At 47.1% G+C, this 17,634-nt stretch carries 21 protein-coding genes and 1 tRNA gene; 20 read left to right on the forward strand and 2 right to left on the reverse strand.

The features are described from left to right. Positions 1-52 precede the first annotated feature (52 nt). The 4 genes from G9F50_RS16875 to G9F50_RS16890 all read left to right on the forward strand — a co-directional run bounded on the left by G9F50_RS16875 (position 53) and on the right by G9F50_RS16890 (position 5,290). Positions 53-1,423, forward strand: a complete 1,371-nt coding sequence (locus tag G9F50_RS16875) for a UDP-N-acetylmuramoyl-tripeptide--D-alanyl-D-alanine ligase (protein ID WP_060563115.1) — start codon at positions 53-55, stop codon at positions 1,421-1,423. Between the two features lie 330 nt (positions 1,424-1,753). Then, entirely contained in the window at positions 1,754-3,238 is a 1,485-nt protein-coding gene (gene cshA, locus G9F50_RS16880) for a degradosome RNA helicase CshA (RefSeq protein WP_014416963.1), read from the forward strand. 116 nt (positions 3,239-3,354) lie between these two features. Continuing rightward, positions 3,355-3,834, forward strand: a complete 480-nt coding sequence (locus G9F50_RS16885; protein WP_007410226.1) for a PH domain-containing protein — start codon at positions 3,355-3,357, stop codon at positions 3,832-3,834. Continuing rightward, complete coding sequence (locus G9F50_RS16890; RefSeq protein WP_060563116.1) at positions 3,824-5,290, forward strand: PH domain-containing protein; 1,467 nt, start codon at positions 3,824-3,826, stop codon at positions 5,288-5,290. The genes G9F50_RS16885 and G9F50_RS16890 overlap by 11 nt, the downstream gene beginning before the upstream one ends. On the opposite strand, the gene G9F50_RS16895 is transcribed toward G9F50_RS16890, so the two are convergent. Further along, positions 5,287-5,886 carry a rhomboid family intramembrane serine protease gene (locus G9F50_RS16895; RefSeq protein ID WP_003156193.1) on the reverse strand — a complete coding sequence of 200 codons (600 nt, stop codon included), beginning with the start codon at positions 5,884-5,886 and terminating at the stop codon, positions 5,287-5,289. The two genes, G9F50_RS16890 and G9F50_RS16895, sit on opposite strands and share 4 nt — an antisense overlap. Positions 5,887-5,978: 92 nt before the next feature. Here G9F50_RS16895 and acpS point away from each other — a divergent pair, with 92 nt between their 5' ends. The 14 genes from acpS to G9F50_RS16965 all read left to right on the forward strand — a co-directional run bounded on the left by acpS (position 5,979) and on the right by G9F50_RS16965 (position 16,751). Continuing rightward, positions 5,979-6,344 (forward strand): holo-ACP synthase, encoded by a 366-nt coding sequence (gene acpS / locus G9F50_RS16900; protein WP_007410229.1) that lies wholly within the window; start codon positions 5,979-5,981, stop codon positions 6,342-6,344. 164 nt (positions 6,345-6,508) lie between these two features. Further along, on the forward strand, positions 6,509-7,516 hold the full coding sequence (locus G9F50_RS16905; protein WP_007410230.1) for a LolA family protein: 1,008 nt from the start codon (positions 6,509-6,511) through the stop codon (positions 7,514-7,516). A gap of 116 nt (positions 7,517-7,632) precedes the next feature. Further along, entirely contained in the window at positions 7,633-8,802 is a 1,170-nt protein-coding gene (alr, locus tag G9F50_RS16910) for an alanine racemase (RefSeq protein WP_025284272.1), read from the forward strand. A gap of 119 nt (positions 8,803-8,921) precedes the next feature. Beyond that, complete coding sequence (endB, locus tag G9F50_RS16915) at positions 8,922-9,203, forward strand: type II toxin-antitoxin system antitoxin EndoAI (protein ID WP_003156188.1); 282 nt, start codon at positions 8,922-8,924, stop codon at positions 9,201-9,203. A gap of 5 nt (positions 9,204-9,208) precedes the next feature. Further along, positions 9,209-9,559, forward strand: a complete 351-nt coding sequence (ndoA, locus tag G9F50_RS16920; protein WP_003156187.1) for a type II toxin-antitoxin system endoribonuclease NdoA — start codon at positions 9,209-9,211, stop codon at positions 9,557-9,559. 117 nt (positions 9,560-9,676) lie between these two features. Continuing rightward, positions 9,677-10,498 (forward strand): STAS domain-containing protein, encoded by an 822-nt coding sequence (locus G9F50_RS16925; RefSeq protein ID WP_003156182.1) that lies wholly within the window; start codon positions 9,677-9,679, stop codon positions 10,496-10,498. A 4-nt stretch (positions 10,499-10,502) separates the two neighbouring features. Then, a complete protein-coding gene (rsbS, locus tag G9F50_RS16930) occupies positions 10,503-10,868 on the forward strand; it encodes an RsbT antagonist protein RsbS (protein ID WP_003156180.1) in 366 nt (121 codons plus the stop codon). Positions 10,869-10,870: 2 nt separating this feature from the next. Continuing rightward, a complete protein-coding gene (locus tag G9F50_RS16935) occupies positions 10,871-11,272 on the forward strand; it encodes an anti-sigma regulatory factor (RefSeq protein WP_003156178.1) in 402 nt (133 codons plus the stop codon). Between the two features lie 11 nt (positions 11,273-11,283). After that, entirely contained in the window at positions 11,284-12,291 is a 1,008-nt protein-coding gene (locus tag G9F50_RS16940; protein ID WP_003156177.1) for a PP2C family protein-serine/threonine phosphatase, read from the forward strand. A 63-nt stretch (positions 12,292-12,354) separates the two neighbouring features. Further along, on the forward strand, positions 12,355-12,684 hold the full coding sequence (gene rsbV / locus G9F50_RS16945) for an anti-sigma factor antagonist RsbV (RefSeq protein ID WP_003156176.1): 330 nt from the start codon (positions 12,355-12,357) through the stop codon (positions 12,682-12,684). Further along, a complete protein-coding gene (gene rsbW / locus G9F50_RS16950; RefSeq protein ID WP_007609591.1) occupies positions 12,681-13,163 on the forward strand; it encodes an anti-sigma B factor RsbW in 483 nt (160 codons plus the stop codon). The genes rsbV and rsbW overlap by 4 nt, the downstream gene beginning before the upstream one ends. Further along, positions 13,129-13,917: an RNA polymerase sigma factor SigB gene (gene sigB / locus G9F50_RS16955; protein ID WP_003156171.1), complete on the forward strand. Its 789-nt coding sequence runs from the start codon at positions 13,129-13,131 to the stop codon at positions 13,915-13,917. Before rsbW ends, sigB begins: the two co-directional genes overlap by 35 nt. After that, positions 13,917-14,519, forward strand: coding sequence for a phosphoserine phosphatase RsbX (gene rsbX, locus G9F50_RS16960; protein WP_003156170.1), 603 nt, complete (start codon positions 13,917-13,919; stop codon positions 14,517-14,519). The genes sigB and rsbX overlap by 1 nt, the downstream gene beginning before the upstream one ends. A 72-nt stretch (positions 14,520-14,591) precedes the next feature. Continuing rightward, positions 14,592-16,751, forward strand: a complete 2,160-nt coding sequence (locus G9F50_RS16965) for a Tex family protein (RefSeq protein WP_060563117.1) — start codon at positions 14,592-14,594, stop codon at positions 16,749-16,751. A 9-nt stretch (positions 16,752-16,760) separates the two neighbouring features. Here the strand turns inward: G9F50_RS16965 and cmpA are convergent, their stop codons facing one another. Beyond that, positions 16,761-16,874 carry a cortex morphogenetic protein CmpA gene (cmpA, locus tag G9F50_RS16970; RefSeq protein ID WP_003156164.1) on the reverse strand — a complete coding sequence of 38 codons (114 nt, stop codon included), beginning with the start codon at positions 16,872-16,874 and terminating at the stop codon, positions 16,761-16,763. Between the two features lie 99 nt (positions 16,875-16,973). Here cmpA and G9F50_RS16975 point away from each other — a divergent pair, with 99 nt between their 5' ends. Both G9F50_RS16975 and G9F50_RS16980 read left to right on the forward strand, forming a co-directional pair. Then, complete coding sequence (locus G9F50_RS16975; protein WP_060563118.1) at positions 16,974-17,423, forward strand: SprT family protein; 450 nt, start codon at positions 16,974-16,976, stop codon at positions 17,421-17,423. 135 nt (positions 17,424-17,558) lie between these two features. Then, positions 17,559-17,633: transfer RNA gene (locus tag G9F50_RS16980), tRNA-Asn, on the forward strand. Position 17,634 lies beyond the last annotated feature (1 nt).

Raw genomic sequence — 17,634 nt, forward strand, 5'->3', positions numbered from 1 at the left:
GCAGTGTCTTTTCCCGTAACAGACAACATTTTCAGAAAGCGAGGTGCCACCTTTGATAAAGCGAACTGTAAAACGAATCGCAGACATGGTCAAAGGCACACTGACAAATCCCGAATTTGAACAAACAATGATTGAGGGCGCCGCAACCGATACGCGGACTTTGGAAAAAAATCAGCTGTTCATTCCTCTAAAAGGCGAGCATTTTAACGGCCACACCTTTGTGCCGCAAGCATTCGAAAAAGGCGTTTCCGCGGTGTTGTGGGACCGCTCTGAACCGAATCCGCCGGAAGGGCGTGCTGTCATCCTGGTCGATGACACGCTGGAGGCGCTGCAAACATTGGCAAAAGCTTATTTGAAAGAGCTCGGCACAAGGGTTATCGGGGTGACCGGGAGCAACGGAAAAACGACAACGAAAGACATGCTTCACGCCGTTCTCGGCACGCAGTACCGCGTTCACAAAACCGCCGGCAATTTCAACAACCATATCGGCCTGCCGCTGACCGTGCTTGCCATGCCTGAAGATACAGAAATCGCCGTTTTAGAAATGGGAATGAGCGCGAGAGGCGAAATTGATTTTCTGAGCCGTCTTGCTGAACCGGAAGCGGCCGTCATTACCAATATCGGCGAATCCCACATGCAGGATTTAGGCTCAAGAGAAGGAATTGCGGAGGCGAAACTTGAAATTATAAACGGACTTCGGGAAGACGGCGTTCTGTTTTATTTCGGGGATGAGCCGCTGCTCCGCCAAAAGACGTACACTTGCCGGACAACGACATACGGCGCAGGCGCGGACAATGATCTCCGCCTGAAAGAAATAAAACAAGCGGAAGAAGGCACGTACTTCAATATCGACGGGATCGACCGTTCTTTCTTTATTCCGGTTCTCGGCAGACATAATGTGATGAATGCCATGGCTGCATACGCCGCCGGCATCTATTTCGGCATTACGCCGGAAAATGCCGCTCTGGGACTGAGCCGCCTGAAGGTGACGGGGATGAGATTGGAACTGGTCAAAACGGACAACGGCATCTCGATCGTAAACGACGCATATAATGCGAGCCCGACGTCAATGAAAGCGGCGGTCGAATTAATCGAAACGATGAAAGGCTATCGGAAGAAAATGCTCGTGCTCGGTGATATGCTTGAACTTGGTGATGAAGAAAAAGCATTCCACGAAGAATGCGGAGCTGCGGTCAATCCGGCGGAAATCGACCATGTATTTACTTACGGCACACTCGGCGCATTCATCGCTGACGGAGCGCGCCGGCATTTTGAAGAAGGGCGCGTCAGCCATTATCTTGACAAAAAAGAACTGCTTCACGCCATACAGAAAATGGCCGCTTCCGGCGATCTCCTTCTGTTTAAAGCATCGAGAGGTATGAAGCTCGAAGAAATCGTTAAAGATTTATTAGAGAAGAACTGAAAAAATACTGATCAGCATTATAAAAATATACAAAAATGAAGAAACTAATTCAGGGTGAAATAATTCTGTCCGTATGAAAAAGAAAGACCGCCGGCTGGGAAATCCCGTCCGGCGCGGGGTCCGGCCTCGTTCGCGGGAAGATTCCGGTCAGGCCGCTTCCGGCCGCCTGACCATCTCGCCTTATTGAAAAACACATAGTGTAATGGTAAGATTAAACGTAAAGTAATTCGGGCTTTGTATACGTATGATCCTGTCCTTTGGATGAAAGGGCGGTTTTTAGTGGTAAATCACGACATTACTGAAACAGCAATCAGAAGGAGTTTGAATAATTTGACTATAACGTTTCAAGATTTCCAATTAAGTTCTGATCTCATGAAATCAATCAATCGTATGGGATTTGAAGAAGCAACACCGATCCAGGCACAAACGATTCCGCTCGGACTTTTAAATAAAGATGTCATCGGACAAGCGCAAACAGGTACAGGTAAAACAGCTGCGTTCGGTATACCCCTTGTTGAAAAAATGAACCCCGAGTCTCCTAATATTCAAGCAATCGTAATCGCGCCAACCCGTGAATTAGCCATTCAAGTATCTGAAGAGTTATATAAAATCGGACAAGATAAGCGTGCGAAAGTACTGCCTATTTACGGCGGCCAGGATATCGGACGTCAGATCCGCGCATTGAAGAAAAACCCGCATATCATCGTAGGTACGCCGGGGCGTCTTCTTGACCATATCAACCGCCGCACGATCCGTTTAAACAACGTGAATACGGTTGTCATGGATGAGGCTGATGAAATGCTGAATATGGGATTCATTGATGACATTGAATCCATTCTCTCAAACGTGCCGAGCGACCACCAAACGCTCTTATTCTCAGCAACAATGCCTGCGCCGATCAAACGGATCGCAGAGCGTTTCATGACTGAGCCGGAACACGTAAAAGTAAAAGCGAAAGAAATGACTGTGTCCAACATTCAGCAGTTCTACTTGGAAGTGCAGGAGCGCAAAAAATTCGATACGCTGACTCGTCTTCTTGACATTCAGTCTCCGGAACTTGCGATCGTATTCGGACGTACGAAACGCCGTGTCGATGAGCTTGCTGAAGCCCTGAACCTTCGCGGATATGCGGCTGAAGGAATTCACGGCGACTTAACGCAGGCGAAACGTATGGTTGCGCTTCGTAAATTTAAAGAAGGTGCGATCGAAGTGCTTGTAGCGACTGACGTTGCCGCCCGCGGACTTGATATCTCAGGCGTTACCCACGTTTACAACTTTGACGTGCCTCAAGATCCTGAAAGCTACGTTCACCGTATCGGAAGAACGGGCCGCGCAGGAAAAACGGGTATGGCGATGACGTTTATCACACCGCGTGAGAAAAGCATGCTTCGCGCGATTGAACAAACGACAAAACGCAAAATGGACCGCATGAAAGAGCCGACGCTTGACGAAGCATTAGAAGGACAGCAGCAGGTGACGGTTGACCGTCTGCGCACGGCGATCAGCGAAAACAACCTGAACTTCTACATGACGGCAGCTGCGGAATTGTTAGAAGATCATGATGCAGTGACAGTTGTGGCTGCAGCCATTAAAATGGCGACAAAAGAGCCGGACAGCACGCCTGTACGCCTCACTGATGAAGCACCGATGGTCAGCAAACGCTATAAAAACCAGCGTACTTCTAAGCGCAGAGACGGCCAAGGCGGCGGCTACCGCGGCGGCAAAGGGAAAAACAACAACCGTTCTTCCTACGATAAAAAACGCTCAAGCGACCGCCGTTCTTCAGGTGACAGACGCCAGAAAAAATCATACTAAAACACAGGAAGCGGACCCTTTTACGGGGTCCGCTTTTTTTTGATATGCCGGAAAGTGAATCTTTTTTGCAAATCAGCCGTATTTGTATGTATGATAAAAAATGGGAGGTAGGTATGTTGAGAGCACAGCCAAAAAATCGAATCAGTCCAAGCGGCTTAAAAGTCTGGCGTCTTCAGGAAATCATCCTGTCCGCCTTCTGTCTTCTGGCCGTTATAGCAGCAGCTGTTTTAAGCCATTTCTTCCATTGGCCGTATTGGATCACCGGAGTCCTCGGCATCATTTGGATATTCGGTTCAGTGATATCCGTCTATGCCATACCGAAAATCAGGCACAGGATCTGGCGCTATGAAGTCCATGAAAATGAAATTGATATTCAATCCGGCATTTTTATTGTCAAACGGGTCATTGTGCCGATGGTGAGGGTGCAGCACGTAGATACTTCACAAGGCCCGCTCCTCAGAAGGTACCGTCTGGCCTCAGTCAAAATCTCCACGGCGGCAACCGTTCATTCCATTCCGGCGCTTGATATGGAGGAAGCTGACCGGCTGAGGGATTCCATTTCCCGTCTGGCAAGGGTGACGGAAGATGATGTCTGAGCCGAAACGTCTGCACCCGGCGGCCGTGATTTTGAACTTATTCCATACTATTATCGAAACCATTAAAAACATTATTCTGCCATTTTTTCTCGTCTATATTGTTAATTCCAACCACTTCATCCGCTTTTACGGAGGCATTGCGCTCGCCGTCCTGCTTATCTGGCTGATTACGGCAAGTGTGATCGAGTGGAGAAAATTTACATACCGGATTGAGGACGGAGAATTCAGAATTGAAGAAGGCTTGTTTTTTACGAAAAAGAGATACATCTCCATTGACCGGATTCAATCAATGAATACGAGTGCCGGCATCATTCAGCAGCTTTTTAAGCTTGTTAAGCTTCAAATCGAAACGGCCGGCGACGGGAAAAACGCCGAAGCCGTCTTATCCGCCATTACTGTGGAAGAGGCGGAACGGATCAGAGCGGCTGTTTTTCAGCAAAAAGCGGAGCAAGAAGAACGAGGGGAGACCGCAGCGGAGCAGGAGCCGATGCGCGGAGAAGATGTGCAATCCGTTTACCGCCTGTCTGTAGGTGAGCTGCTTATGGCCGCCTCAACATCCGGGGGAATCGGTGTCATCATCTCAGCGGTATTCGCCCTCTTTTCTCAGATTGATGAAGTACTTCCGATGGACTGGCTCTATGACAGGTTTTCTTTTCTCAAGCATGCGAGCATCGGTATATACGCCGTGATCATTTTCATAGGATTGTTCATCGCCTGGCTGTTAAGCATCGTCGGTATGATGATCAAGCATGCCAACTTTAAAATAGAAAAAAAGGAACACGAATTGGTCATTACCAGAGGAATTATTGAAAAACATCAAGTGACAATCCCGCTCCGTAAAATCCAAGCCATTAAAATGAAAGAAAATGTGATCAGGCAATTATTCGGATACGCGACGGTTGCGATTGTCAGCGCCGGCAGTGCGGGGAATGAGAAAGAAGGAGCACAGACGATTCTGTTTCCGATCATCCGCAAATCAAAGCTCGGAGTGATGCTGAACGGTTTCACACCGGATTACGTGCTGGAAGAAAACGGAAATCATTTGCCGAAAAGGGCGCTGCGCCGGTATTTATTCCGATCCATAATCTTCTCGGTTTTCGTGATCATCCCGCTTTGTATTCTGTTTAAACCGTGGGGATATGCATCGCTCCTTGTGCTTCCCGTCGAACTGGTGCTTGGATATGCCTCGTTTAGGACAGCGTCATGGTGCATAAACGGCGGCAGGCTTCAGATCACCACGAGGCTGGTCGGGAAGACGACCACGATTATGCTGAGAAGAAGAATGCAGATGTTTGAAGTCAGCCGCTCCTTTCTGCAAAAAAGAAGGCGGCTCGCATCTGTGGCTACCGCAGTGAAATCAGCTCACCACATGGAGCATGTCATGCTGAAGGATGTCAGCGAGGAAGATGCCGAACGCATCGGGCGCTGGTATTCATATGAAAAAGCGGACGGTTAATACCGCCGCTTTTTTTGCTGCACGCATAAAAAGGAAAGCAAAAATCCGCCTGCCAGTCCGAACAAATGCGCCATAATGTTAATATTAGAGTTGATAAACGTCGACAGCACCGCGATGATAAGCAGGGTCATAATCATTTTCGACTGATCCCGGCCGATCAGCTCCTTGCGGAAAACAGTCAAAAACACATACACGCCGAAAAGTCCGAAGATCGCGCCGGATGCGCCGACATGCACATAATCAAGCGGTTCGGCAAGATACGTGCCGATATTGCCGATGATGCCCGATGCGATGTACACAATCAGAAAACGGACTTTTCCGAGCATCTGCTCAAGCGGGGGCGCGAATAAAAAGAGAGACATGGAGTTAAACAAAAGGTGAGTGAAATTCGCGTGTAAAAACATCGGTGTCACCAGCCGCCACCATTCTCCCGAGGAAACGCCGTAATTATAGCCGGTCACAGCATCTGACCACATCATGACGGAATGAAGCGGCATACTGAAAAACAGCCACAAGAACGCCTGCAGCGCCAAGATACAGCTGACGGCCGGATAACGTCTGATAAAAGTCTGGAAATTTTCCGTTCGTATAAACATCGCAAGCCCCTTTGCATCTGATTTGTTACATATATAGTAACACGTTTATGACATAAACCGTTTTTTAGTACGGACTTTTAGGAGGAATTCACATGATTTTCGGAATCGGAATCGACATCGTTGAACTGCACAGAATTGAAAACATGCTCAGCCGGCAGGCGAGGTTTCCGCAAAGAATATTGACGGAAGCTGAATACGCCCGTTTTACATTGCTGTCGGACAAAAGGAAAATTGAATTTCTCGCGGGAAGATTTGCGGCAAAAGAAGCCTTTTCGAAAGCATACGGCACAGGTATCGGCAAAGAGCTCAGCTTTCAGGATATTGAAACCGGAAACGACAAAGCGGGAAAGCCTGTGCTGGCCTGCGCCAAGCTTGACGGCGCGGCGGTTCACGTCTCCATTACCCATACAAAAGAATACGCCGCGGCACAGGTCGTGATTGAAAGGTTGTCACGCTAGTCTGCATATTAGCCGGAACCCCTTCATATATTTGATAGTGCATTAAGGGAGACAAGTTGTTTGAGGCTTTTATGGTACGCGTCCGTCCGTTCAGGGCGTACCGTTAAAGTCAAACAAGCGATTTCTTCCCTTTACATCAATTGAGAAGAAGGGGTTGAAAAAAGGTGAGAAAAAGCTTTGTTTTGCTTTTAACGGGACTGCTTGCCGTCCTTATTCTTTCGGCCTGCGGCCAAAAATCACAGGAAGATATCGTGAACGGTTTAGATAAGAAGGCGAAAGAATACACCTCGTACAAAGCGAAAGCCAAAATGACCATTGAAACGGGGAGTGATCCGCAAGTATACAATGTGGAAATCTGGCATAAAAAACCTTCCCTGTACCGGGTCTATCTGGAAAATCCGAAAAAAGACCAAAACCAAGTCATTTTACGGAACGCCAACGGAGTCTTTGTCCTCACGCCGTCTCTAAATAAGAGCTTCAGATTCCAAAGCGACTGGCCGAATAACAGCAGCCAAGTATATTTGTTTGAGTCACTTGTAAAGGACGTGCAGCATGACAAAGACGCCGTCTATTCCGCCAAAGATAAAAAGTACACGTTTGAAACAAAAACAAACTATCAGCACAACAAAATGCTGCCGACTCAGGAAATCACTTTCAACAAAAAGGACATGAGCCCGTCGCTCGTCAAAGTCATGGATACAGACCGGAAAGTGATGGTAAAAGTCGAATTCAAAAGCTTTGAATTCAACAAGCCGTTTGATAAAGACTCTTTTGACGAGAAGAAAAATATGACGCTTTCCCAGATGGACGTCGCCACAAGCGCCAAGCCGTCTGATTCATTTGCGGTCAAAACACCGCTTCAAGTGCCGGCCGGCGTCAAAAAGCTTGAAGAGAAAGATATTTCAACGGCGGACGGCAAACGGATCGTCATGACTTACGGCGGAGAAAAATCATTCACCCTTATTCAAGAAAAAGCCCATATCGCAAAAGCCGCTTCTGCCGTCACGCTGAAAGGCGAACCGGTTAATCTCGGCTTCACGGTTGCGGCATTATCTGATACGTCTTTAACGTGGACATATGACGGAGTGGATTATCTTCTTTCATCACAGGATCTTACAAAAGATGAAATGGTGGCCGCCGCCAAAAGCATGCAGGGACAGTCGTCAAAATAACGTCAAAAAAGAGGCCGCCGCTGTCGGTCTCTTTTTTGATTCCATTTCACTTTGCAGAATAATTTTAGTATGATAATAACAATATGAATTGAAAATAATGCTAGGAAGTGTATCGAATGAACACAGCATCCTTTTACAGAGAAACGTGGGCGGAAATCAACCTGTCCGCGATTAAAGAAAATGTCACGCATATGAAAAAACACATCGGGCAAAACGTCCATCTCATGGCGGTTGTAAAGGCGAACGCTTACGGCCACGGAGATTTGGAAGTTGGGAAAGCCGCGCTTGAAGCGGGTGCCTCTTGTCTTGCCGTAGCCATACTGGATGAAGCGATTTCATTGAGAAAACGGGGCATTACAGCGCCGATTCTCGTGCTTGGCGCCGTGCCGCCCGAATATGTACAAGCAGCTGCCGAGTATGACGTAACACTCACGGGGTATTCTGTTGAATGGCTTCAGGAAGCTGCGCGCCACCTCGGAAGTGCGACAGTGCCGTTTCATCTGAAAGTCGACACCGGCATGAACAGACTCGGAGTCAAAACGGAGGAAGAAATCCAAAGCGTGTTAAAAATCCTCAGCCAAAATCCCGGTTTAGTCTGTAAAGGCGTATTCACCCACTTTGCTACCGCGGATGAGAAAAACAGAGATTATTTCCTCTTCCAGTTTGACCGCTTTAAAACATTGATCGCTCCGCTTCCTTTAAAAGAATTGATGGTGCACTGCGCGAACAGCGCTGCCGGACTTCGTCTTAAAAAAGGCTTCTTTAACGCGGTTCGTTTCGGCATCAGTATGTACGGGCTTCGTCCTTCTGCTGACATCCAAAGCGAAATTCCGTTTCAATTAAAGCCGGCTTTTGCGCTGCACTCTGTTTTATCCCATGTGAAAAAGATCCGCAAAGGGGAAAGCGTCAGCTACGGCGCAACATATACGGCAGAGAAGGATCAATGGATCGGAACGGTTCCCATCGGCTATGCGGACGGGTGGCTCCGCAAGCTGAGCGGCACGTCTGTGCTGATCGGCGGCAAACGGATGAACATCGCGGGAAGAATCTGCATGGATCAATTGATGGTCGAATTAGATCAATCTTATCCGCCGGGCACCAAAGTCACCCTGATCGGCAGCCAGAAGGGAGAAACGATCACGATGGATGAAATCGCAGGGCGGCTTGAGACGATTAATTACGAGGTCCCTTGTACCATTAGTTCCCGCGTTCCCCGTATGTTTTTGGAAAATGAGAGTATAATGGAAGTAAGAAATCCTTTACTGCAAGATAATACAAACAAGTAGCCGTCATCCGGAAAAAGAGAATTTATAAAACAGCTTTGCTTGACGTTTGAATAATGGTATCATTATGTCTGGATGGATGTATTGGTCGTATCCGTAAGTTTGGTGGAGGTGTATGTTTTTTGTCTGAATCCAGCGCAAGAACCGAAATGAAAATCAGCTTGCCCGAAAACTTAGTAGCTGAATTGGATGGTGTAGCGATGCGGGAGAAACGAAGCAGAAACGAACTGATATCACAAGCAGTGAGAGCGTATGTCAGCGAACGGACAACTCGCCATAACCGTGATTTGATGAGACGCGGGTATATGGAAATGGCGAAAATCAACTTGAATATCTCTTCTGAGGCTCACTATGCTGAGTGCGAAGCAGAAACGACCGTTGAGCGCTTAGTCAGCGGAGGATAATCATTTTGATTGTAAAGCGCGGCGATGTTTATTTTGCTGATTTATCTCCTGTTGTTGGCTCAGAGCAAGGCGGCGTACGCCCGGTTTTAGTGATCCAAAATGATATCGGAAATCGCTTTAGCCCGACTGCTATTGTTGCAGCCATAACAGCCCAAATACAGAAAGCGAAATTACCAACCCACGTCGAAATTGATGCAAAACGCTACGGTTTTGAAAGAGATTCCGTTATTTTGCTGGAGCAAATTCGGACGATTGACAAGCAAAGATTAACGGATAAAATAACTCATCTGGATGATGAAATGATGGATAAGGTTGATGAAGCCCTGCAAATCAGTTTGGCACTCATTGATTTTTAGTCATATTTTGGTTGCTCATATAGAGCAACTTTTTTTGTTTTCGAAAAACATAAGCGCTATAATAAAGAGATAATCAAACAAAATTTGTTGTTTTGTGTCGGGAGGTCAGTGAAACCCATGTCGAATCAGAAAGTGTATCAGTTCATCATTGATCAGCATGATGAACTGCTTGATACTTGGACAGCCAAACTAAAAGAAGTAGGCAATCAGGAAGACTATCAGCTTACGAATCACATATGTGAAAATATTTGTAAAGACTATATAGACATTCTTTTATTATCGACTAAAAATGACGAGGCCACGGAAGAGCAGATCAGTGAACTCGCACTGCGCGCCGTTCAGCTCGGCCTGTCACTGAAACTTCTTTCAGCCACCCTGTCAGAGTTTTGGAAACTGCTTTACGAAACGATGGTCGACCTTAATATGGCCGATCAGGACAGAGCAGATTTGATTTTGGAAATAGACAGCTTTTTCAATCCGATCAACACGGAAATCTTAAATCAGTATTCTATCTCCTGGGAAAAAACGGTTACTTTGCAAAAAATCGCGCTTCAGGAATTGTCGGCTCCGCTGATCCCGGTATTTGAGCATGTAACGGTCATGCCGCTTGTCGGGACGATTGATACGGAGCGTGCAAAGCACATTATGGAAAATCTGTTAAACGGCGTCGTGAAGCACCGTTCCCAGGTTGTATTAATTGATATCACGGGCGTGCCGGTCGTTGATACGATGGTGGCGCACCATATTATTCAGGCATCGGAAGCGGTGCGGCTTGTCGGCGCGAAATGCCTGCTCGTCGGAATCCGTCCGGAAATCGCGCAGACGATCGTTAATCTGGGAATTGATTTGTCGCAGGTTATTACGAAGAATACCCTTCAAAAAGGAATTCAAACAGCGCTTGAAATGACAAATCGAAAAATCGTTTCATTGGGGGAATAACATTGTGAGACATCCAAAAATCCCGATCCTGAAACTGTATAACTGCTTATTGGTATCCATCCAATGGGAGCTTGACGACCAGACAGCTTTGCATTTTCAAGAAGATCTGCTGAACAAAATCTATGAAACCGGCGCAAACGGGGTCGTCATTGACCTGACATCCGTTGACATGATCGATTCATTTATCGCGAAAGTGCTCGGCGATGTCATCACCATGTCTAAATTGATGGGTGCAAAGGTCGTATTGACGGGAATTCAGCCGGCTGTGGCGGTCACATTGATTGAACTCGGAATCTCACTTGAGGAAATCGAAACGGCGCTCGATTTAGAGCAAGGGCTTGAGACATTGAAGCGGGAATTGGGGGAATAGCGATGAACGACCAATCCTGTGTGAAAATCATGACAGAATGGGATATCGTAGCCGCCAGACAGCTTGGCCGCAACGTTGCGAAGGAATTAGGCTTCGGCACGGTGGACCAGGCCAGAATCACGACGGCTATCTCAGAATTGGCCAGAAACATTTACTTATATGCAGGCAAGGGCCAGGTCAGCATAGAACAAGTAAACGACAGAGGGAAAAAAGGCCTTAAAATTATAGCAGAAGACAAAGGACCCGGAATCCCCGACATCCGTAAAGTGATGGAAGACGGCTTTTCAACGTCAGGCGGACTGGGAGCGGGACTTCCGGGCGTCAAAAGGCTGATGGACGAATTCAGCCTGCAATCTGTTGCAGAGGAAGGAACAGAGATTCAAGCCGTAAAATGGCTTCGGTAGGAGGTTAGAACGTGGATTTCAGGGAGGTTATAGAGCAGCGGTATCATCAGCTGCTTAGCCGATATATAGCCGAATTAACAGAAACATCTTTATATCAAGCCCAAAAATTCAGCCGAAAAACGATTGAACATCAGGTTCCTCCGGAGGAGATCATCAGCATCCACCGAAAAGTGGTAAAGGAACTGTATCCGGATCTGCCGGAAGATGTTTTTCATTCGCTGGATTTTTTAATAGAAGTCATGATTGGCTACGGGATGGCTTATCAGGAACACCAAAGTCTGCGAGATATCCAGCAGGAGCTTCGTTCAGAAATTGAAATTGCCGCAAATGTTCAGCAGACGCTGCTGGGCACAAAAATTCCTGAAGAAGAAGAGCTGGATATCGGGGCGATCAGCGTCCCCGCCAAGCAAATGAGCGGGGACTATTATCACTTTGTCAAAGACAAGGAATCGATTAACATCGCGATAGCCGATGTCATCGGAAAAGGAATACCCGCCGCATTGTGCATGTCGATGATCAAGTATGCCATGGACTCTCTTCCGGAGATCGGCATTCACCCCTCCCAAGTGCTGAAAAATCTTAACCGCGTTGTAGAACAGAACGTGGACTCAAGCATGTTTATCACCATGTTTTACGCAAACTACAATACGAAAAATCACCAATTTACATATGCTTCTGCGGGGCATGAACCGGGCTTCTACTACTCTGAAAAAGAAAAAAAGTTTTATGATCTGGAGGCAAAAGGATTGGTGCTGGGAATATCCCAGGATTTTGATTACAGCCAATATGAACAGCACATGGACGAAGGAGACATGATCGTTCTTTTTTCTGACGGCGTCACCGAATGCCGCACCGAAAACGGTTTCTTAGAACGCAGCGACATTCAGCGCATGCTGGAAGAACATATGGACTGCTCCGCGCAGGATATGGTCAAAAATATTTACGACAGCCTGCTGAGACTTCAGGACTTTCAGCTTCATGACGATTTTACGTTAATTGTTTTGAAAAGAAAGGTTTAAAAAAACAGCAGCACGGGTAAAAAGCCATTAGCACGAGTAAGGATAACTTTCAGAGGTGATACGATGAATTTAACGGTAGATATGAAGGAGAATCTTTCAGATATACAAATCAATATCGCTGGAGAAATCGATGTATACTCAGCTCCGGTGGTTCGTGAAAAGCTGATGCCCCTGGCAAACGAGGGGAAGGACATGAGAATCTGCTTAAAAGATGTAAATTATATGGACAGTACGGGTTTAGGCGTTTTTGTAGGCGTGTTTAAAACGGTGAGCAAGGAAGGCGGCTCTCTCAAGCTTGAGAATCTTTCCGACCGGCTCGTCCGTCTGTTTGAAATTACGGGGCTTAAGGACATCATCGACATTTCGGCAAAGTCAGAAGGTGGCGTGCAATGAGTACATCAGTTGATTATATAGAGATGAAAATTCCGGCCGAACCGGAATATGTAGGAATCGTCAGGCTTACGTTATCAGGTGTCGCAAGCAGAATGGGCTATACTTATGATGACATTGAAGATTTAAAAATCGCTGTCAGCGAAGCTTGTACAAACGCTGTCCAGCATGCATACAACGATGAAAATAAGGGAGAAGTATCCGTGCGGTTCGGTGTGTTTGAGGATCGGCTGGAGGTCATTGTCGCCGATCAGGGAGACAGCTTTGATTTTGATCAGAAGCAGCAGGATCTCGGGCCGTACACACCTTCGCACACAGTCGATCAATTGTCAGAAGGAGGGCTCGGTCTGTATTTAATGGAAACGCTCATGGATGAAGTCAAAGTTCAAAGCAACTCTGGCGTAACCGTGGCGATGACAAAGTATTTAAATGGGGAGCGAGTTGATCATGGCACAACCATCAAAAACTACGAAACTAACTAAAGATGAAGTTGATCGGCTCATACGCGACTTTCAAACACATGATAATAAAGAAGCCCAGGAAACACTCGTCGAGGTGTATACCAATCTCGTCGAAATGCTGGCAAAGAAATATTCAAAAGGAAAAAGCTTTCACGAAGACCTCCGCCAGGTCGGGATGATCGGACTTCTCGGAGCCATTAAACGGTATGATCCCGAGGTCGGCAAATCCTTTGAAGCATTTGCGATTCCGACCATCATCGGCGAGATCAAACGCTTCCTCAGAGATAAAACATGGAGCGTACACGTCCCGAGACGGATTAAAGAACTCGGGCCGCGCATTAAAATGGCGGTGGATCAGCTGACGACAGAGACGCAGCGGTCGCCGAAAGTCGAAGAAATCGCAGCCTTTCTCGATGTGTCAGAAGAGGAAGTGCTTGAAACGATGGAGATGGGAAAAAGCTATCAGGCGCTTTCTGTCGATCACAGCATCGAAGCGGATGCGGACGGAAGCACCGTCACAATTTTAGATATCGTCGGGTCGCAGGAGGAAGGATACGAACGCGTCAACCAGCAGATGATGATCAAAAGCGTGCTTCATGTGCTGTCCGACCGCGAAAAACAGATTATCGATCTAACATTTGTGCAAAATAAAAGCCAAAAAGAAACAGGGGACATTCTCGGAATATCTCAAATGCACGTCTCGCGCCTGCAGCGGAAAGCGGTGAAAAAACTGAGAGAGGCCTTGATTGGAGATCCCTCCATGGAGCTAATGTAATGATTCAGGTTGAAGAAAATGAACATGTTCAAACTCTTGTATACCAATTAAATAAAGAAGGCAAGTCCATATGCGGCGACAGCTTTTTTATGAAGGCGAATGAAGAAGAATTAGTTTGCGCGGTAGCGGACGGTCTCGGCAGCGGATCTCTTGCCAACGAATCCTCGTCAGCCATTAAAGACATCGTGGAAACGTATGCGGATGAGGATGTGGAAAGCATCATTGAGCGCTGCAATCAAGCGATGAAAAACAAAAGAGGGGCGACTGCCTCCATCTTAAAAATCAATTTCATCAAAAGGGAATTGACATACTGCTCGATCGGCAACGTCCGTTTCTTCCTGCACTCCCCATCAGGCGAAGTCTTTCATCCGCTGCCGATTTCGGGTTACCTCTCAGGCAAACCGCAAAGATACAAAACGTATACGTCATCATACGAAAAAGGGGCGACATTCATCATCTACACGGATGGGCTTGAGGTTCCGCATATCCGCACCTGCTTAAAGCAGGGACACTCAATAGAAGAAATATCAAAATCACTTCATCCGTACACAACATCCAGACGTGATGATTTGACCTATATTCTCGGGCAGCTTTTATCGTAAGGCTGCTTTTTTTATGTTCCGCCGTTTTTTGATACACTAGAGAAAGAAAGAAGAGATGGAGGCTTTTGTGATATGGAAACGTTAGCCCTTTTGAAAAAACAAATTGCTGAAGAAACAGCGTTATCCCAAAAACATGTCGAAAGTGTCATCCGCCTGCTGGAAGACGGCAATACCGTCCCGTTTATTGCGCGGTACCGAAAAGAGCAGACCGGCTCAATGGACGAGGTGCAGATTCAGGCAATCTCCGAGCGGTGGCAATACATACAAAACCTGACGCAGCGGAAAGAAGAAGTCATCAGATTGATCTCCGAGCAGGACAAGCTGACGGAAGGGCTGAAGCAAAAAATCGAGCAAGCGGTCAAGCTTCAGGAAGTCGAGGATTTATACCGTCCCTTCAAACAAAAACGGAAAACAAAAGCCACCGTCGCCAAAAGCAAAGGCCTTGAACCGCTTGCGGACTATATTCTTTCTCTCCCGAAAGAAAACCGCCTTCACGACATCGCTGATCAATATATCAGTGCAGAAAAAGAAGTCGCTTCAAGAGAGGAAGCCATTGAAGGCGCGAAGCACATCATAGCCGAACAAATCTCGGATGATCCTCATTTCAGAAAGTGGATCCGCCAGGAAACGTATAAAAAAGGAATTCTCACTTCCGCGGCAGGCAAGTCAGCCGCAGATGACGAGAAAAACGTCTATGAAATGTACTACGAGTACGAAGAGCCGATCCAAAAGGTCGTTCCTCACAGAGTGCTTGCGATGAACCGCGGTGAAAAAGAAGGCATTTTAAAGATTGCGATCGAACCGCCCGCCGATCAGATAAAAGCTTATTTAGAAAAGCAAATCATCAAACACCGTGAAACACCTGTGAAAGAAACGCTTAAAGAAGCCATTGAGGACAGTTATAAACGTCTGATCCAGCCGGCTATTGAACGCGATATCCGCAAAGAGCTGTCAGAAAAAGCAGACGCGCAGGCGATCCATATTTTCGCTGAAAACCTGCGTAAACTCCTGCTGCAGCCGCCGATGAAGGGAAAAGTCGTGCTCGGCGTCGATCCGGCCTTCCGTACGGGGTGCAAACTGGCAGTCGTTGATGAGACGGGAAAAGTGCTGAAAATCGACGTCATTTACCCGCACGCTCCCGTAAAAAAAACAGCGGAAGCCCGAAAAAAAATCAAAGAATTGCTGGACCGGTACGAAGTCGAGGTTGTGGCGATCGGAAACGGCACGGCATCACGGGAGACAGAGCAATTCGTCGTTGATGTGCTGAAAGAAACAGAGCGGGACATTTATTATGTCATCGTCAATGAGGCCGGAGCAAGCGTGTATTCCGCGTCGGAAATCGCCCGTGAGGAATTTCCGGATTTTCAGGTCGAAGAGCGCAGCGCCGTCTCCATCGCGCGAAGATTGCAGGACCCGCTGGCCGAGCTTGTGAAAATTGATCCTAAATCCGTCGGTGTCGGGCAATACCAGCATGATGTCAGCCAAAAACATTTAAACGAATCTCTCCGTTTTGTCGTAGAGACCGTCGTCAACCAAGTCGGGGTGAATGTCAATACAGCATCAGCCGCGCTGCTTCAATATGTAGCCGGGTTATCCAAAACCGTTGCCGGCAATATCGTTAAAAAAAGGGAAGAGCTCGGAAAATTTACAAACCGCAAAGAGCTGAAAGAAATCCCGCGTCTTGGCGCAAAAACATATGAACAGTGCATCGGCTTTTTGAGAGTGCCCGGAGGACGGGAGCCGCTCGACCGCACCGGGATACACCCGGAAAGCTATAAAGAGACAAAGGCGCTGCTCAAAAAACTGCAGCTCACTGCGGATCAGATCGGAAGCGCGGACGCAAAAGAGAAAATAAGCGCATTGCCGCTGTCTGAAACGGCTGAAGAGCTCGGTATAGGGGAAATTACGCTTGCGGATATTTGCGGGCAGCTGACAAGGCCGGAGCGAGATCCTCGTGACGAAGTGCCGAAGCCTTTGCTGAAAAAAGACGTTCTGCAGCTTGAGGATTTAAAGGAAGGAATGGAATTGCAGGGCACCGTCCGCAACGTGGTAGACTTTGGCGCTTTCGTCGATATCGGCGTCAAACAGGACGGGCTTGTGCACATTTCAAAACTGAGCAATCAATACGTCAAACATCCTCTCGACGTCGTATCGGTCGGAGACATCGTCACCGTATGGGTCGAAGGGGTGGACGTGCAAAAAGGCAGAGTGTCGCTGTCTATGGTAAAATAAAAGCACTGCTTACGAGCAGTGTTTTTTTCTGTAGAAATACCAACACTGGTTCAGCAGTTTGATTTGGTAATTGTCCTTTTCTAAAAACGCTTTTTGCATTTGTTTCATCAGCCAATTCGGCATGGCTCATTCCTCCTCAGCTTTTAGTTAGAGGTCGGTTTTAACACATTGTATGCGAACGGTGAATTGTCCCGTTCAATGTTTTTAAAGCGGGGTGCACATATGGATAACGAACAACTTCAAAAGCTGACGGAAGACATCTCTGCACAGGATTTCGGAAAGCCGTTCCGTCACCGGGCCTTTTTCAATGACCGGCTGAAAACGACAGGCGGCCGCTACATGCTGTCTTCCCATAACATCGAATTAAACCGAAAATATCTTCTCGAACACGGGCGGAGCGAGCTGGAAGGCATCATCAAACACGAGCTGTGCCATTACCATCTTCACCTTGAAGGAAAAGGGTACAAGCACAGAGACAAAGACTTCAGAGACCTGCTTCAGAAAGTCGGAGCGCCGAGATTCTGCACGCCGCTGCAAACCAAAAAGACACAAAAGAAAACATATATGTATAGATGCGCGGCCTGCGGCCAACAGTATATAAAGAAGCGGGCAATGAACCCGGAAAGATATGCCTGCGGAAAATGCAGAGGGAAAATCAAAAGAATTTTTTAAAAAGGCTTGACTCATTTCAATGATCTGTGTTAAATTATAAAAGTCGTTGAGAGACAACGATACTTTCTCGAAAAAATAAATGTTGCTTCTTGACACAATATGTCGCATCATTTATAATGAAGAAAGTCTGATTATTCCACAGTAGCTCAGTGGTAGAGCTATCGGCTGTTAACCGATCGGTCGCAGGTTCGAATCCTGCCTGTGGAGCCAT

Source organism: Bacillus sp. EKM206B (assembly GCF_011066015.1).
GTDB classification, from domain to species: domain Bacteria; phylum Bacillota; class Bacilli; order Bacillales; family Bacillaceae; genus Bacillus; species Bacillus velezensis.